The organism is Thiobacillus denitrificans ATCC 25259, from assembly GCF_000012745.1.
GTDB classification, from domain to species: Bacteria; Pseudomonadota; Gammaproteobacteria; order Burkholderiales; family Thiobacillaceae; genus Thiobacillus; species Thiobacillus denitrificans_B.
This window is the reverse complement of record NC_007404.1, coordinates 2,823,976-2,838,053: the sequence shown is the minus strand read 5'-3', so window position 1 is coordinate 2,838,053 and position 14,078 is coordinate 2,823,976. Positions and strand designations below refer to the sequence as shown.

Annotated in this window: 16 protein-coding genes; 1 reads left to right on the top strand and 15 read right to left on the bottom strand. The window is 71.2% G+C overall.

The features are described 5' to 3' along the window. Nucleotides 1-26 precede the first annotated feature (26 nt). A complete protein-coding gene (locus TBD_RS13830; protein ID WP_238376463.1) occupies nucleotides 27-767 on the top strand; it encodes a class I SAM-dependent methyltransferase in 741 nt (246 codons plus the stop codon). 15 nt (nucleotides 768-782) lie between these two features. Here TBD_RS13830 and TBD_RS13825 read toward each other — a convergent pair whose 3' ends face one another. The 15 genes from TBD_RS13825 to TBD_RS13755 form a co-directional block, all read right to left on the bottom strand. After that, nucleotides 783-2,111 (bottom strand): cation:proton antiporter, encoded by a 1,329-nt coding sequence (locus TBD_RS13825; protein WP_011313269.1) that lies wholly within the window; start codon nucleotides 2,109-2,111, stop codon nucleotides 783-785. Between the two features lie 23 nt (nucleotides 2,112-2,134). Beyond that, nucleotides 2,135-2,854 carry a 3-oxoacyl-ACP reductase FabG gene (gene fabG, locus TBD_RS13820; RefSeq protein ID WP_011313268.1) on the bottom strand — a complete coding sequence of 240 codons (720 nt, stop codon included), beginning with the start codon at nucleotides 2,852-2,854 and terminating at the stop codon, nucleotides 2,135-2,137. Beyond that, nucleotides 2,851-3,318 (bottom strand): hypothetical protein, encoded by a 468-nt coding sequence (locus TBD_RS13815; protein WP_011313267.1) that lies wholly within the window; start codon nucleotides 3,316-3,318, stop codon nucleotides 2,851-2,853. The genes fabG and TBD_RS13815 overlap by 4 nt, the downstream gene beginning before the upstream one ends. After that, the gene (locus TBD_RS13810) at nucleotides 3,315-4,124 is read right to left on the bottom strand and encodes a beta-ketoacyl synthase chain length factor (RefSeq protein WP_011313266.1); all 810 of its coding nucleotides are present in this window, start codon (nucleotides 4,122-4,124) and stop codon (nucleotides 3,315-3,317) included. Before TBD_RS13810 ends, TBD_RS13815 begins: the two co-directional genes overlap by 4 nt. Before the next feature lies 1 nt (nucleotide 4,125). After that, nucleotides 4,126-5,322, bottom strand: a complete 1,197-nt coding sequence (locus tag TBD_RS13805; protein WP_041432804.1) for a beta-ketoacyl-[acyl-carrier-protein] synthase family protein — start codon at nucleotides 5,320-5,322, stop codon at nucleotides 4,126-4,128. Nucleotides 5,323-5,354: 32 nt separating this feature from the next. Then, on the bottom strand, nucleotides 5,355-6,089 hold the full coding sequence (locus TBD_RS13800; RefSeq protein ID WP_011313264.1) for a class I SAM-dependent methyltransferase: 735 nt from the start codon (nucleotides 6,087-6,089) through the stop codon (nucleotides 5,355-5,357). After that, nucleotides 6,067-6,852, bottom strand: a complete 786-nt coding sequence (locus TBD_RS13795) for a polysaccharide deacetylase family protein (RefSeq protein WP_238376462.1) — start codon at nucleotides 6,850-6,852, stop codon at nucleotides 6,067-6,069. The genes TBD_RS13800 and TBD_RS13795 overlap by 23 nt, the downstream gene beginning before the upstream one ends. A gap of 62 nt (nucleotides 6,853-6,914) precedes the next feature. Further along, complete coding sequence (locus tag TBD_RS13790) at nucleotides 6,915-9,236, bottom strand: MMPL family transporter (protein WP_011313262.1); 2,322 nt, start codon at nucleotides 9,234-9,236, stop codon at nucleotides 6,915-6,917. Next, nucleotides 9,233-9,817 carry a LolA-related protein gene (locus TBD_RS13785; RefSeq protein ID WP_011313261.1) on the bottom strand — a complete coding sequence of 195 codons (585 nt, stop codon included), beginning with the start codon at nucleotides 9,815-9,817 and terminating at the stop codon, nucleotides 9,233-9,235. The genes TBD_RS13790 and TBD_RS13785 overlap by 4 nt, the downstream gene beginning before the upstream one ends. Then, on the bottom strand, nucleotides 9,814-10,746 hold the full coding sequence (locus tag TBD_RS13780; protein ID WP_011313260.1) for an acyl-CoA synthetase: 933 nt from the start codon (nucleotides 10,744-10,746) through the stop codon (nucleotides 9,814-9,816). Before TBD_RS13780 ends, TBD_RS13785 begins: the two co-directional genes overlap by 4 nt. Continuing rightward, nucleotides 10,743-11,060, bottom strand: a complete 318-nt coding sequence (locus tag TBD_RS15050; RefSeq protein WP_011313259.1) for a hypothetical protein — start codon at nucleotides 11,058-11,060, stop codon at nucleotides 10,743-10,745. The genes TBD_RS13780 and TBD_RS15050 overlap by 4 nt, the downstream gene beginning before the upstream one ends. Next, complete coding sequence (locus TBD_RS13770; RefSeq protein WP_011313258.1) at nucleotides 11,057-12,388, bottom strand: AMP-binding protein; 1,332 nt, start codon at nucleotides 12,386-12,388, stop codon at nucleotides 11,057-11,059. The genes TBD_RS15050 and TBD_RS13770 overlap by 4 nt, the downstream gene beginning before the upstream one ends. A 13-nt stretch (nucleotides 12,389-12,401) precedes the next feature. Further along, nucleotides 12,402-13,061 (bottom strand): hypothetical protein, encoded by a 660-nt coding sequence (locus TBD_RS13765; protein WP_011313257.1) that lies wholly within the window; start codon nucleotides 13,059-13,061, stop codon nucleotides 12,402-12,404. After that, on the bottom strand, nucleotides 13,058-13,327 hold the full coding sequence (locus tag TBD_RS13760; RefSeq protein ID WP_011313256.1) for a phosphopantetheine-binding protein: 270 nt from the start codon (nucleotides 13,325-13,327) through the stop codon (nucleotides 13,058-13,060). The genes TBD_RS13765 and TBD_RS13760 overlap by 4 nt, the downstream gene beginning before the upstream one ends. Nucleotides 13,328-13,411: 84 nt before the next feature. Then, nucleotides 13,412-14,020 carry a hypothetical protein gene (locus TBD_RS13755; protein WP_011313255.1) on the bottom strand — a complete coding sequence of 203 codons (609 nt, stop codon included), beginning with the start codon at nucleotides 14,018-14,020 and terminating at the stop codon, nucleotides 13,412-13,414. Nucleotides 14,021-14,078 lie beyond the last annotated feature (58 nt).

Below are 14,078 nucleotides of genomic sequence, written 5' to 3'. Positions count from 1 at the left end.
ACGCTCCGTCCGATCCCGCCCCCCCCGTGCGCGCGCCACACCCGCCGCTTACCGACTACTACGCCGACGAAGACGCGCGACGACGTTTCGTCGGCGCGCTGTTCGATCGCACGGCGTCCGACTACGACCGCATCGACCGCCTGCTCGCCCTCGGCAGCGGGCCGTGGTACCGCGGCCAGGCGCTGCAGCGCGCCGGTCTCGCCCCGGGCATGCGCGTCGTCGACGTCGGCGTCGGCACCGGTCTGGTCGCGCGCGAAGCCGTGAAGCGCGTCGGCGATGCCGCGCTCGTCGTCGGCGTCGACCCGAGCCTCGGCATGATGGCGGCCGCGGACCTGCCTGGCGTCCGCCTGGTCGAAGGCCGGGCCGAGTCGATACCGTTTCCCGACGCGAGCTTCGATTTCCTCAGCATGGGCTACGCGCTGCGCCACATCGGCGATCTGTCGGCTGCCTTCGCCGAATTCCACCGCGTCCTCCGGCCGGGCGGCCGACTGTGCCTGCTCGAGATCACCAAGCCCGAGCGCGCCTGGAGCCGCGCGCTGCTCAAGGCCTATATGCGGGGCGCCGTGCCGGTACTCGCGCGCCTGGTCGGCGGCAGCGCCGAATCGGCCCGGCTGTGGCGTTACTACTGGGACACGATCGAGGCCTGCGTGCCGCCCGCCGGGGTCATCGCGACGCTCGAGGACGCGGGTTTCCTCGCCGTGCGCCGGCACGTCGAGACGCGCGCGCTTTCCATACTCGCCGAATATCAGGCGGTGAAGCCGGGTTGAACCGGCCGCCGGCGCTCAGGACGTCGAAGACTGGGCGGCCGCCTGCGGCAGCGGCGACGCGCCGGCGGGCAGGCCGACGCCAATGCGCGGCAACCAGCGCCGCAGGCCGGGCATCGTGATGACGGTGCTGAAGATCGCCATCAGCACGAGCATCGTGAAGAGCTGCTGCGAAATCACGCCGAGGTCGTAGCCGACGTTGATGACGATGAGCTCCATCAGCGCCCGCGTGTTCATCATGATGCCGATCACCTTGCTCTCGTCGCGCGACAGGCCCGCCCAGCGCGCGGCGAGATAGCTCGCGCCGAACTTGCCGAGGCTGGCGAGCGCGATCAGCAGCGCGCACCAGCCCCAGGCTTCGGCCGAATCGAGGCCGACGATGTCGGTGCGCAGCCCGGTGTAGGTGAAGAACACCGGCAGGAAGAACACCGTCACGAAATGGCCGACGCGCTCGCGCCACGCCGCGATGAGTTCATGCTCGTCGTGGAGCACGACGCCCATCATGAAACCGCCGAAGATCGCGAAAATGCCGAGCTGGTAGGTCGCGATCGCCGACAGGAAGATCGCCGCGAACAGGACCCCCAGCAGATTGTGGCTGAGTCCGTCGCGCCCTTTATCCTTGCTGACCGTTGCCGACGCCCGCTGGCTCGCGTGGATCACGCGTTTCATGAGCGGGCGGACGACGAACCACCAGCAGGCGAAGAAGCCGACGACGAGCAGCAGCTTGAGGGCGAAGCCCGCCGCGCTGAACTGCGCGAGCGTCAGTGCGGTGACCAAGGCGAGCAGCAGCCAGCCGACGACGTCGTTGATCGCCGCCGCGCTGATCGCGATCACCGCGAGCGGGTGCCGCGTGATCTCGAGCTCGATCATGATGCGGCCAAGGATCGGCAGCGCCGTGATCGAAAATGCCGTGCCGACGAACAGCGCCGAGCCGAGGACGTCGGCGCCCGGCGACAGCAGCGGCGCGCTGAGGTAGCCGAAACCGAAGCCGAGCGCGAAGGGCGCGATCATGCTCGCCGTCGCGACGTAGCGCACGGCGCGCCGGTTGTTGCGCGCGGCGAGATGCGCGAAATCGAATTCGAGGCCGATCTGGAACATCAGCAGCACCAGACCGATCTGCGACACGACCTGCATCGGCTCAGGCGACGACGCCTGAAAGACGGTGCGGAAGAGATCCGGCGCGAGCCAGCCGAACAGCGAGGGTCCGAGCAGGATGCCGACGATGATTTCGCCGACCGCCGGCGATTGGCCGACGCGCCGTGCGAGCGCGCCGCCGGCGCGCGCGGCGAGCACGATTACGGTCAGTTGAAGCAGGGTGAAGAACAGCAGCGCTTCGCTCTGATGCACGGCGAGCGCGCGGGTGGCGTCGTTCAGATCATGCCTCCGTTGACCGACAGCACCTGCCCGCTGATGTAGCTCGCCTGGTCCGAGGCGAGGAATGCGACGGCGCTGGCGACGTCTTCGGGCTGCCCGGCGCGCTTCATCGGCACCAGCGCCGCGATGGACGCGTCGTCGAAGACGCCGTCGCTCATCGCGGTGCGGATCACGCCCGGCGCGACCGCGTTGACGGTCACGCCGCGGCTCGCGAGTTCGAGCGAAAGCGATTTGGTCGCGGCGTGCAGCGCGCCCTTGGCCGCGGCGTAGTTGGCCTGCCCGCGGTTGCCGGTGAGCCCGGCGACCGAGGTGATGTTGACGATGCGCCCCCAGCGGCTGCGGATCATCGGCAGCGTCAGCGGCTGGGTCACGTTGAAGAAGCCGTTGAGCGAGACGTCGAGCACGCGATGCCACTGTTCGGCGCGCATCCCCGGGAATACCGCGTCGTCGTGGATGCCGGCATTGTTGACGAGGATCTGGATCGGCTCGCTCTCGACCAGCGCCTCGAGCGTCGCGCGGCATGCCGCGACATCGGTGACGTCGAAACTGACGGCTTCGGCCGCGCCGCCGGCCGCGCGGATTTCGTCGGCGAGCGCGCTCGCCCTGGCGAGATTCCGGTTGGCGTGGACGTAGACGTGGCAGCTGTCGGCGGCGAGTCGCCGGCAGATCGCGGCGCCGATGCCGCCGCTGCCGCCGGTCACGAGTGCGCGTTTCATAGGGGACTCCGGGTTTTTTCAGCGTCGAGCATGACGATCGCGCGTCCGCTCACGAGCAGGCCGGTCGGCCCGGCGACGCTGAAACGGTAAAGGATCGTGTTGTCGTCGCCGGAGACACGCCCGGCCTGGACCGTGAGATCGCCTGCGACGTCGTCGAGCCGCGCGACCTTGAGCTCGACTTCGCGCACGCTCGCCAGATAGCCGGCGCGCGGCGCCGCCTCGGCCGCGGCGAGCAGCGCGCCGTGCGCGGCCATTGCCTGCGCGGCGTACTCGATCCCGCTCGCCGCGCCGAGGCGGCCATGGGCGCGCAGGGGATTGTCCGGCGCGCGGTGGCTCCCCGCGCTGCAGCGGATGCTTGTCGCGTCCCAGGCGTCGATGCGCTCGAGCAGACACATGCTGCCCTGGTGCGGGATATGCGCCAGCAACCAGCCGCGGTCGAGGACCGTGTCGTCTGCCGTGCTCAAGCGCGCGGCCCCGGTTCGAGCGAAAGCGCGAGGCTTAGGGGCGCGAGATAGTCGAGCACGACGCGGGCACGCCGGCGCGCCGCGAGCGCTTGCAGCAGCGGCAGGCTGCGCGCGGCCGGGATCGCGCGGCGCAGCGCCTCGAGCGCGGGATCGGCCAGCATGTCGGCGGGCGCGTCGGTCAGTTCGAGTTCGATCCGCGCGAGCGAACGTTCGCTGGGCTGCGGCGCGAGCGCGAGTGCGACGCCGAAGGCAGCAGGGAGCGGCCGTGCGGCGTTGAGCGGCTCGGGATAGGGCGCGTCGTAGGCGACGAGCAGCACGCCGGCGCCGTCGTTCGCGACGAGCGTGAGCGCCTCGATGAGGCCCGCGCCGAAGCTCGCGTCGTAGGCACAGAGCACCGACGCCGGTGTCATCGCGCCCGAGGCGATGCCCCAGTAGCCCGCCGCTGCGTTGTGGACCGAATTGTGGAAACGGGTCGGCGAAATGTGCCGGTCGTCGGAGGCAAGGACTTGGCAGATCGCGTCGCAGTTGTCGCCGTCGGCCCCCGACGAGGTGAATACGCTTGCGACTGCTGCGGCGGGCGTGTCGGCCGCGGCGAGCGCGGCGTGGGCGACGCCAAGCGCGACCTTGACGCTCAAGCCGACACGCCGGCGCTCGGCGGGCGGCAGGGACGCCGGCACAGGCGCGCTCAATGGGCGCGCGACATACGGCGAGGACCCGTCGAGAACCGGCAGTGCGCCGGCCCAGTCCTCGAATCCGGGGCCGAGCAGGCCGACGCCCTCGATCCAGACGCTGAGTCTCGCCGCCATCTCAGCCTGCCCGCCCCAGAACGAGGCTGCAATTGGTGCCGCCGAAGCCGAAGGAATTGCTCAGCACGCGGCGCGGGGCGACGTCGGTGTTGGTGCGCAGATAGCGGACCGGAATCGCGGGGTCGGGCGTGCGGGTATTGACGCCGCCGGGCATGAAGCCGTGCTGCAGCGCGAGCGCCGCGATCACGGCCTCGAGGCCGCCAGCCGCGCCGAGCGTGTGGCCGGTCGCGCCCTTGGTCGAACTGCAGGCGACCCGGTCGCCGAACAAGGCAGCGACCGCGCGGCCTTCGGCCGCGTCGTTGCTCGGCGTTGCGGTACCGTGGAGATTGACGTAGTCGATCTGGTCGGGGGCAAGGCCGGCTGCCGCCAGCGTGGCCGCCATCGCCTGGCGCGCCCCCGCGCCTTCGGGATGCGGCGAGGACATGTGATGCGCGTCCGAGCTTTCGCCCGCGCCGAGCAGCAGCACGGCGTCGGCGTCGAGGCTCGCCGGCACGGCTTCCAGCAGCGCGAAGGCAGCAGCCTCGCCGATCGACAGGCCGCGGCGGCCGGCGTCGAAGGGCCGGCACGGCTCGGGCGAGAGCAGCTCGAGCGAATTGAAGCCGTAGAGCGTCGTCAGGCAGAGCGAATCGACGCCGCCGACGATCGCCGCGTCGATGAGGCCCGTCGCGATCATGCGTTGCGCGCTCGCGAACACCTTGGCGCCCGACGAGCACGCGGTCGAGGCGACGGCGGCCGGGCCTTCGATGCCGTAGAGCGCGCGCACGAAACCGGCGAGCGAATAGGTGTTGTGGGTCGTGCGGTAGACGAAGTCCGCGGGCAGCGCGCCGCTCGCCGCGTCGCGCCGGCGGTAGGCCTGCTCGGTCTGCAGGATGCCGGCCGTGCTCGTGCCGAGGAAGACGCCGACGCGGCGCCGGCCGTGGCGCGCGATTGCGGCGCGCACGGCAGCGTCGAAGCCGTCCTGTTGCAGGCCGAGCCAGGCGAGGCGGTTGTTGCGGCAGTCGTGCTCGGCGAAGTCCGCCGGCAGCGGCGTTTCGTCGACGCCGGCGACTTCGCCGATGTGCGTATCGAGGTCGTGCACGGTCTCGAAGCGGCACGGCGCCAGGCCGCTGCGTCCCGCGCGCAGCGCGGCGAGCGTCGGGTCGAGCCCGGCGCCGAGGCAACTGCTCGCGGTGAAGTGGGACAGATGGAGGGGAATCACGGCCGGCCTTCGATCGGGGCGCAAATTCTAACTTAGATCGCGGGCCCGTCCGCCGCGCCCAGGCGGGCGACCAGCATGACGTTAGCGAAGGGCAGGTCGCCGTTCATCGACGCCGTTTCGACCGCGAAGCCGAGCGCTTCGAGCGCCGCCACCCACTCGTGCAGCGGCCGGCAGTGCAGCGGCGGCAGCCGGGTCCCGCGGAAGAAGGCGACCGTGCGGTCGACCCAGTTGCTGAGGCGGAACGCGAGCCCCGCGCTGGCGTCGCCGACCCGCGTCAGCAGCAGGCCGCCGGGCGCGAGCGCGGCGCGAACGCGGCGCAATACGTCGTCCTGGGCGGCGGGGTCGACGTAGTGCAGGACGTCCATGATGACGACGACGTCGGCCTGGCCGAAGTCGGCGTAGCGCATGTCGCCCTGCTCGAAGCGCGCCGGCGCCGGGAGCGCGGTCTGCGCGCGCCTGACGTCGGCGGCGAGCAGGTCGATGCCGCGGATCTCGCCGGGTTGCGGCGGCGTCGACCAGTTGCGCGGCCATTTGCCCATCGCGAACAGCGTCCGCGCGGCGAACAGCCAGGCGGCGAGCAGGCCCTGGCCGCAGCCTAGGTCGAGGATGCGGGCCTGGTCGGGAATCAGGTTGCGCTGCAGCAAGGCGAAGAACATCGGGTCGCCGCCGAGCTTGCCGCGGGCGAAGTGGTAGGCGAACCGGCCGGCGCGGCGGTAGGGTTCGCTGGCGTGGTCGATCAGCTGTTTACGCAGAATGTCGGTCGGCATGGCGAGTGGTGAGTTCGAGCGCGGCGCGCAGGGTGATGGAATGCAGGCCGGCGGCCGCGATCGCGTCGAGGACGCACGGCAGCACGGCGAGGATGACGGGCTCTCCGGCTGCGGTGCGCGCGGCGTTGCCGTCGTGCAGCAGGAGTATGTCGCCCGCCGCGAGCGTCGCGGTCAGCCGGCGGGCCACGTCGTCGGCGTCGCGGTTGCGCGTGTCGTAGCCGCGGCGCGTCCAGCTTGCGAGGCGCAGGCCCAAGCGCGCGAGGATGGGCTCGAGGAAGGGGTTGCGCAGGCCGGCGGTCGGACGGAAGAACAGCGGGCGCTCGCCGGTCAGCGCGGCGAGGGTCTCCTGGCCGTCGTCGACTTCACGCGCCATGCGCCGCGGGCCGAACAGCGAAAAATGATGACGGTGGTGCTGGCTGTGGTTCTCGATCGCGTGGCCGCGGCGCACGATCTCGCGGCACAGCTCCGGGTGGCGCAGCGCCTTTTCGCCGATGCAGAAAAAGCTCGCGCGCGCCGCGTAGCGGTCGAGCAGGTCGAGGATCTGCGGGGTGACCTCGGGATCGGGACCGTCGTCGATCGTGAGTGCGACGTGTCCGGCGGATGCGGCGCGCGGCAGGCGCCACCAGTTGAGGCCGAGCGCGCCGTTGCGCGGCAGCAACCCGGCGAGGGTCAAGGCCAGATGGTTGACCGCGAGCGTACCGAGCGCCCAGGGCCAATGCTGCGGCGCCGCGAGCAGCCAGCCGATGACGCCGCCGTGCAGCATGAAAGTCGTCCACAGAAGCGGCGCCGGGCGCCAGGAACGTGGAGCATGGAGCGGCGGCGGGTTCATGGGCGGCGCGCGAGGATCGCGGAAAAGACCAGGGCGAGGACCACCCCGGGGCCGACCGTCGTGCCGATCGCGTTGAGCACCGGCACGCTCGAAAACGCCAGCACGCCGAAGCCCGCGACCGTCGTCGCGCTGGCGAGCAAGAGCGAAACCAGCGTGCGCGCCTGGACACCGCCCGCGGCGGCACCCTGGTCGAAGAACAGGGCGTAGTTCGAGCCGACCGCGACCACCAGCAGCATGCCGACCAGGTGCAGGATGATGAGCGGCCGCCCGGCAAGCACGAGGCCGGCGACGACGACGGCGACGGCCGCCGCGAGCGGCGCGACGATATGGAACACGCGGCGCGGCGAACGCGTGACGACCCCGAGCAGCGCGAGGATCGCCGCGAGGCCAGCGAGCGACAGCAGGCTCGCTTCGCGCAGATAGCCGCTGTGCAGGCGATCGGACTCGCGCTTGAGATCGACGAAATGGGCGTCGTGGGCGCCGGCCGCGGCGAGCGCGGCCTTGACCGCGGCTGCGTCGAGCGCGCCGTTCGCGGCGCGCAGGGGCATGAGGGCGGTCCAGCCGCCGGACGAGCGCACCAGGAGGGCGTCGACGCCTGCGGCCAGCGCGCTGCCTTCGAGATCGCTACGGGTCAAGGACGCCGCGTGCCGCGCAGCCGCGACGTCCGCGAAGAAAGGCTCGAAACGCTCGGCGCGCAGCGGCAGGCCGGCCGCCGCGGCGGCGAAGCGCTGGCGCAATTGTGCGTCGTCCGGCAGCGCGGCCAGCCGCGCGCGCTGCGTCGCCGCGCTCGGCAGGTAGCGCGCCGGGCTTTCGTAGCCCGCGATCGTGCCGGCGGCGACGAGCGCGTCGAGCGCGCGCGCCGCGCGTTCGCTCGCCGCGAGCGCGGCCTCCGCGCTCGGCGCGCTCACGATCACGAGGTGGGCGACGTCGGGGGCACCGAGGTCGGCCCGCATCGCTGCATCGAGCGCCTGGTCGGCGGCCGGAACCGGGCTCAGGGCCGCGAGCTCGCGGTTCCACATACCGCCGTGCTCGAATGCGATGACGCCACAGGCGGCGACGAAGAGAGCGAGCACGATGCCGCGCAGCCGTGGTGCCCGTTCGCTCCAGCCGAGCAGGCGCTGCCCGAGCCGATCGACGGCGGGCGGCTCGAGCGTCGCCGGTACCAGATGAGGCAGCACGAAGCGCGTGACGAGTGCGGCCGCGGCGAGCCCTGCGATCGCGTAAAGGCCGAGCTGGGCGAGGCCGGGAAAGCCGGAGAAAAGCAGCGAGGCGAAGCCGAAGACCGAGGTCAGCACGCCGATCCGCACCGTCGGCCAGAATGCCTTCGTCGACGCGCGCGGGTCTGCCGCTGCCTGCCGCGATTGCATGAGCAGGTAGATCGCATAGTCGACCGCTTCGCCGATCAGCGCCGTGCCGAAGCCGAGCGTGACGCCGTGCACGACGCCGAAGCCGAGGCTCACCGCGGCGACCCCGGCGAGCGCCCCCGAGACCACGGGCACGAGACTCAGCAGCAGCGCGTGCGGCGAGCGATACACCGCGAGCAGCAGGCTGACGATCGCAAGGGCGCCGAGGCCCGAGAGCAGCGTGACCTCGTCCTTGATCGTCGCGCGCGCGGTTACCGAGAACGGTCCGGGGCCGGTCATCGCGAGGCGCAGCGGCGGCGCGCCTACGGCCGCGAATGCGCTGCGGATGGCGTCGACAGCCTGCTCCTGTCCATCGGTGTCGGCGCCTTCGGCGCGGGTGCGTGCGAGGAGCAGCGCGCGCGTGCCGTCGCGCGAGGCCCACGTCCCGTCGACAAGGCGGGGCTGCTGTCCGTCTTCGAGCGCGTCGAGCACCTGGAGGAATTCGCCGGTCGGGTCGCGCGGCAACAAGGCCTTGCTGACGAGCCCGGTCGAGGTTGCGAGCAGGCCGAGGCTGTCCTCGACGCCGGCGCGCAGCCCTTCGGCCGTGAAGCGCCCGGCGTCCACCGCCGGGCTCAGCACGTAGCGATGCGCGAACAGGATTTCGCGATCGCGTTGCAGTGCCGGCGTCTCGCCGTTCGCGATGTGCAGGAAACGCGGGTCGGCGCGCAGCCTCGCCGCGAGTTCGCGCGAGGCGCGCGCGCGCGCGGTGCTGTCGCCGCCTTCGATGCCGATCAGGATCAGGCGCGAGGCGACGCCCGACTTCAGCTGGTCGACGAGCAATTGCTGTTCGGGCGTCGGCGCGCGCGGCAGGAAGGCCGAGAGGTCGGCCGTGTAGTCGGCGCGGGTCGCGAGCCAGCCGCAGGCCGCGAGGAAAACGAGCCACACGGCAAGCGCGAGTCGCCCGCTGCGGCTCAAGGGGCGGCCGCCTTCTCGACCGTCATGACCGAGCGGTCGCCGTCGGCCTGCACGATCTCGACCGTGCGGACCTCACCCTCGGCGCCGTCGATGCGGATACGCGCGACGACGCGGGCTATCCGGACGTCGAGCGGAACGAGCGCGAGCGACCAGCGCGCACGGCTGCCGGAGACGCTCAGCCGGTAGACGCGCTCGAGCGCGCTGCGGTCGCCGGCGAGCGTCGCGCGGATGCTTTCGATCATGCCCGCGACCTCGGGGTAGTCCTTGAGCGCGAGCACGTGCGTGCGCCGCCCGCGTTCGACCGTAAGCACGTCGCCGTCGAGCACGAGGCGTTCGCGGCTCGGTTTCAACGTCAGCTTTTCGAGGCGCGCCGGCGGAACGAACCGCAGTTCGCCCGACGACTCGACCGGGGCGTCGAGGATCGCGAGATATTTCTTTTCCGTGAAGGTCGCTGCGCCGTGCGTGCTGTGCGCGAGCGTCGTCATGAGCTCGCCGACGTCGAGCGCCGCGACCTCGCCGACGCAGCCGAGGGCCAGTACGGCCGCGGCGAGCAGACGCCGGGCCTGGCGGGAAAGTTTCATGCGCGGCCTCGCTCGGCGGGCGGCCGCCAGAAATCGAAGAAATTGAACCAGTTGTAGGGCGCCGCGCGGCAGTGCCGCTCGAGGCAGGCGGCGTAGTCGGCGACCGCCCGGTTCACGGCGCGCTCGCGGTCGGCGCGTGCGAGCGCGGTGAAATCGGCGAGCGGCTCGAAATGGATCGCGTAGCGGTTGCCGCCCAGATAAAGCCCGGCCATGAGCAGGACCGGACGCTTGAGCACCGCGGCGAGCCGCATCGCGCCGAGCGGGAATTCGGCGCTGTGTCCGAGAAACGGCAGCGCGAGCGTCGCGCCGGCGTCGAGCGAGCGGTCGCCGAGCATGCCGAGCACGCCACCGGCGTCGAGCGCGGCTTCGACCTGCAACATCGAGTCGAGCCGGCCGAGCGGGATCACATCCCGCACTGCGGCCGGGTTGATCGCCGCGAGCGCGCGGTTGATCTTGCGGGCGTTGTCTTCGTACATGACCATCGCGACGCGCAGCCCGGCCTGGTGGCGGCCGGCCGCGCGCAGGACCTCGAAGCTGCCGAGGTGTGCACCCATCAGGAAGGCGCCGCGCCCCTGCGCGAGCACGGCGTCGATCGCCTCGCGGCCGTGGATTTCGATCTCGAACAGATCGAAGCGGTCGTTGAGGAGGTAGACGCGGTCGTGGATGCACGCGGCAAAGCTGTGGAAATGGCGGAACACGTCACGCAGCGTCGGCGGCCGGCCGAGCGCGCGTGCCAGATAGATGCGCGACGCGCGCCGCGCGGCGTGCGCGAAGAGCAGAAAATAAACGCTGATGCCGCGCAGCACGACGCGCGCGACGCGTCGCCCGAGGCGCAGCGAAATCCACGTCATGATCCGCAGCATCGCCATGTTGCTGCGCTCGCCACGTCGCGCCCACTCGACGCGAGCGGCCAGATCCGGCGTGCTCATGCCGCGCTCCCGGGGTCGTCGAACGCGAAGACGCCGCTCGCGACCGTGCGCGTGCCGGCCGCGACCGTGAAGCGGAAAACGCCCGGCGCGGTCTCGGCGTAATCGAGACGCAAGCCCTCGCCCGGCGTGACCGGGCTGAGGAATTTGGCCGCACGGATCTGGCCGGTCGCAGCCTTGCGCCCGTCGGCCACGGCGAGCGCGTGCAGCGCCTCGTCGAGCAGCACGACGCCGGGCAGGATCGGACGGCCCGGGAAATGCCCGGCGTAGGCCGCGTGGTCGGCCGCGATCGCCAGCGGTAGTGAGTGCTCGCTCACGCGCCGGCCTCCGCGACCAGGGCTTGTGCGGCGGCGGCCGCGAGCTTGCCCGTGGTGTTGCGCGGCAGCGCGTCGACGAAGACGAGCGGGCGCGGCAGAAAGAGCGGGTCGATGCGCGCGCGCAAGGCTTGCATCAGCGCCGCCGGGGTGAGGTCGGGGGCGACGACGAGCGCGCTCAGGCGTCGTACGCGTTCGGGGTTGGCCTCGGCGTCGTCCGGCGGCAGCACGAAGGCGCCGTCGCGCACGCCCGGAATCGCGTGAAGCTGGTGATTCAGGTAGGCGAGCGACGTGCGCTTGCCGGCGATGTTGACGAGGTCGGCGTGGCGGCCGTGGAGCAGGAAACGGCGCCCGTCTTCGTCCGCGAGTTCGACGACGTCGCCGAGACGGGTCGGGCGTTCGACGTGACCGCCCTCGGCCCACGCCGACTCGCCGTCTCGCCGCAGGCGCACCGCGCCGAGGGTCTGCCACGCCGCGTCGAGTGCGGGGCGGCGCGACGCGAGCTGGCCGGTCTCGGTGCAGCCGTAGATCTCGAACAGCGGCGCGCCGAAACGCGCCTCGGCCTCGGCCGCGACCGTCGCCGACAGCGGCGCGGTCGCGGAGACGAGCAGATCGGCGGCGGGCAGTACCTCGTCGGCTGCGAGCAGGGCGCGCAGGTGATAAGGCGTCGTGACGAGCGCGCGCGGCCGCGGCAATTCGGCGAGCGCGGCAGCGACGTCGGCCGGATAGAACGGGTGGCCGGCGTGGAAGGCGGCCCCGCTCTGCAGCGGCATCAGCACGGTCGACTCGAGCCCGTACATGTGCTGCGGCGGGACCGTGCCGACGAGCGCGTGGCCGGGGCCGACACCGAGCCGCGCAGCCTCCGCGCGCACGTTCTCGACGAGGGGGCCCCAGCGTTTCGGGTGCGGCAGCGGCGTGCCGGTCGACCCCGAGGTAAAGACCTCGGCGACGACCTGTGTGACGTCGATTTCGGGAACCTGGGCGGGTGGGGCGGCAGCGAGTTCGGGGTAGCGGAAGACCGGCATCGCGCCGACGTCCGCGTCGTGGTCGACGATGCAGAAGCAGTCCGACGCCCGCGCGTGCATCTGGCGCACCATCTCTGGCGTATGGGTCGGCGGCAGCAGGCTGACGCGCGCGCTCACGATCGACGCCGCGAAGGCGACGGCGAAACGGTAGCGGTCGCGACAGAGGTTGAGGACGTGCCGTCCGGGCGGCAGCGCCGCAGCGAGCGCGGCGACCTCGCCGGCAAACTGCGCGGCCGTGACCGGCGTGGCGCCGCGCCATGCCACAACGGCGTCGGGGCGGTGGGCGACAAGCGGCAGGCTCGGCATCGCGTCGGGGCGCTCAGCGCGGGGACGTGCCCGGCGGCGTTTTCCAGAAAGCGAGGATGCCGTCCAGGATGCCGTGGCGTTCGACCTTCGGCAGCTTGAGCACCCGCACGCCGTATTCGGCCGCGAACATCAGCAACACCAGCGGCAGGGTCAGGAAGTTGGCGAAGACCGACCAGGCCTCGATGCTGAAAAAGAAGAAAAGCACGCTCGAAACGACGCTCAGCGCGACGAAGAACAGCGTCCAGGCCGCGGTGACCTGGCGGGTATAGCGCAGCACCTCGGGCGTGAGCGCGCCGCCGTGCACGGCTTCGGCGAAGTGGGTGCACAAGGCCTTTCGCCCGCGCGCGAGCGTCGCGCCGAAGGCCAGCGCAAGCATGACGTTGGTGCCCGCGTGCTGCAGGAAATAGACCCAGTTGAAATTGCGCTCGAGCGCGCCCCAGAAGCCCCACAGCAGCGCCGCGACCGCTCCGCAGACGAGCAGCGCCGCACCGCGCCGCGGCGAACGCCACGCGAGGGCCACGAGAATCAGCAGCGACGGCAGCAGCGACACCGCGACGCCTAGCGCGGCCGGCGCGGCCGGCACGGTCGTGCTGTAGTGCGCGGCCACCGGGTAGCCGATCACCGCGCCCGCGATGGCGACGCCGCGCGCGGCGCGGGCCGGCGTGATCCTCATTTGCTGCGATTCGCCGCGATGTGCCGGGTCAGGTTGGCGAGCGAACTGAAGATGCGGACGTTGTCCGCGTTGTCCGCGCGCAACTGGAAGCCGTAGCGTTTGGAAACGACCAGCGCCACTTCCAGGATGTCGATCGAATCGAGCCCCAGGCCCTCGCCGTAGAGCGGCGCGTCGGCTGCGATTTCGTCGGGACGGGTGTCGAGGTTGAGGGCCGAGACGATCAGCTCGGCTACCTCGTTCTGCAATTCCTGGTTGACTTCAGACATGACTGGACATCGGTTTGCTTGGGGAGGGCCCGCACGGGTCGGGCGCCCCCCGATTATATTCGCTGCGCATCCATACCCGTCCCCTTATTCAGGCTTGGCGTAGACCATGCGCGATTCGGTGACCGGGTCGGTGTGGATGGCCTTGATGCGGCCGTCCTTGCCCCAGACGACGCGGTAGGGGGCGAAGCTCGACGCCCAGTAGTTCCAGATCGGCGCGTCGAGCGACACCGTCTCGTCGGTCTGCGGATAGCCGACTGCGATGATCGTCTGTTCCTTGGTCATGCCCGGCACAATCTGTCCTTGGCGGATCGCCGCGCGGACGTTCGCCGGATATTTGGCGATCTTGGCCTTCGGGTCCGCGGTGACGATCATCTTTTCGGCGAACTGCTCGAGCGTCTCCTGGGCGCGGCCGTAGTCCTGGCCGATGCGCATGGCTTTGCCATCCATGTCGACGTGCATGCGGTAGCGGCCGTAGCTCTTGAGCTTGACCGGCGTGCCCGCGGGGATGAAGGGCAGCGAACCGTAGTTCGAGTCGCTGATCCAGTCGTCCTCGTAGTGGAAGTTGCAGCAGGTATAGCCTTCGCGCAACGGCGCTTCGTCCTTGCGACCGAAGAGGTCGAAGGCTTGGGCATGCGGGGTCGCGAGCGCAGCAGCGAGCGCAACGCTCGAGACGAGCGTATCGATTTTTTTCATGGTTTACCTCCCTTGAGGGCGCCATGGTAGGGGGAGGCCGCGCTCGCGGCAAGCGAGC

Excerpts from the sequence above, each read along its gene's own strand:
- fabG (WP_011313268.1), bottom strand. The coding sequence starts at position 2,854 with ATGAAACGCGCACTCGTGACCGGCGGCAGCGGCGGCATCGGCGCCGCG.
- TBD_RS13810 (WP_011313266.1), bottom strand. The coding sequence starts at position 4,124 with ATGGCGGCGAGACTCAGCGTCTGGATCGAGGGCGTCGGCCTGCTCGGC.
- TBD_RS13800 (WP_011313264.1), bottom strand. The coding sequence starts at position 6,089 with ATGCCGACCGACATTCTGCGTAAACAGCTGATCGACCACGCCAGCGAA.
- TBD_RS13795 (WP_238376462.1), bottom strand. The coding sequence starts at position 6,852 with ATGCTGCACGGCGGCGTCATCGGCTGGCTGCTCGCGGCGCCGCAGCAT.
- TBD_RS13785 (WP_011313261.1), bottom strand. The coding sequence starts at position 9,817 with ATGAAACTTTCCCGCCAGGCCCGGCGTCTGCTCGCCGCGGCCGTACTG.
- TBD_RS13780 (WP_011313260.1), bottom strand. The coding sequence starts at position 10,746 with ATGAGCACGCCGGATCTGGCCGCTCGCGTCGAGTGGGCGCGACGTGGC.
- TBD_RS13770 (WP_011313258.1), bottom strand. The coding sequence starts at position 12,388 with ATGCCGAGCCTGCCGCTTGTCGCCCACCGCCCCGACGCCGTTGTGGCA.
- TBD_RS13765 (WP_011313257.1), bottom strand. The coding sequence starts at position 13,061 with ATGAGGATCACGCCGGCCCGCGCCGCGCGCGGCGTCGCCATCGCGGGC.
- TBD_RS13760 (WP_011313256.1), bottom strand. The coding sequence starts at position 13,327 with ATGTCTGAAGTCAACCAGGAATTGCAGAACGAGGTAGCCGAGCTGATC.
- TBD_RS13755 (WP_011313255.1), bottom strand. The coding sequence starts at position 14,020 with ATGAAAAAAATCGATACGCTCGTCTCGAGCGTTGCGCTCGCTGCTGCG.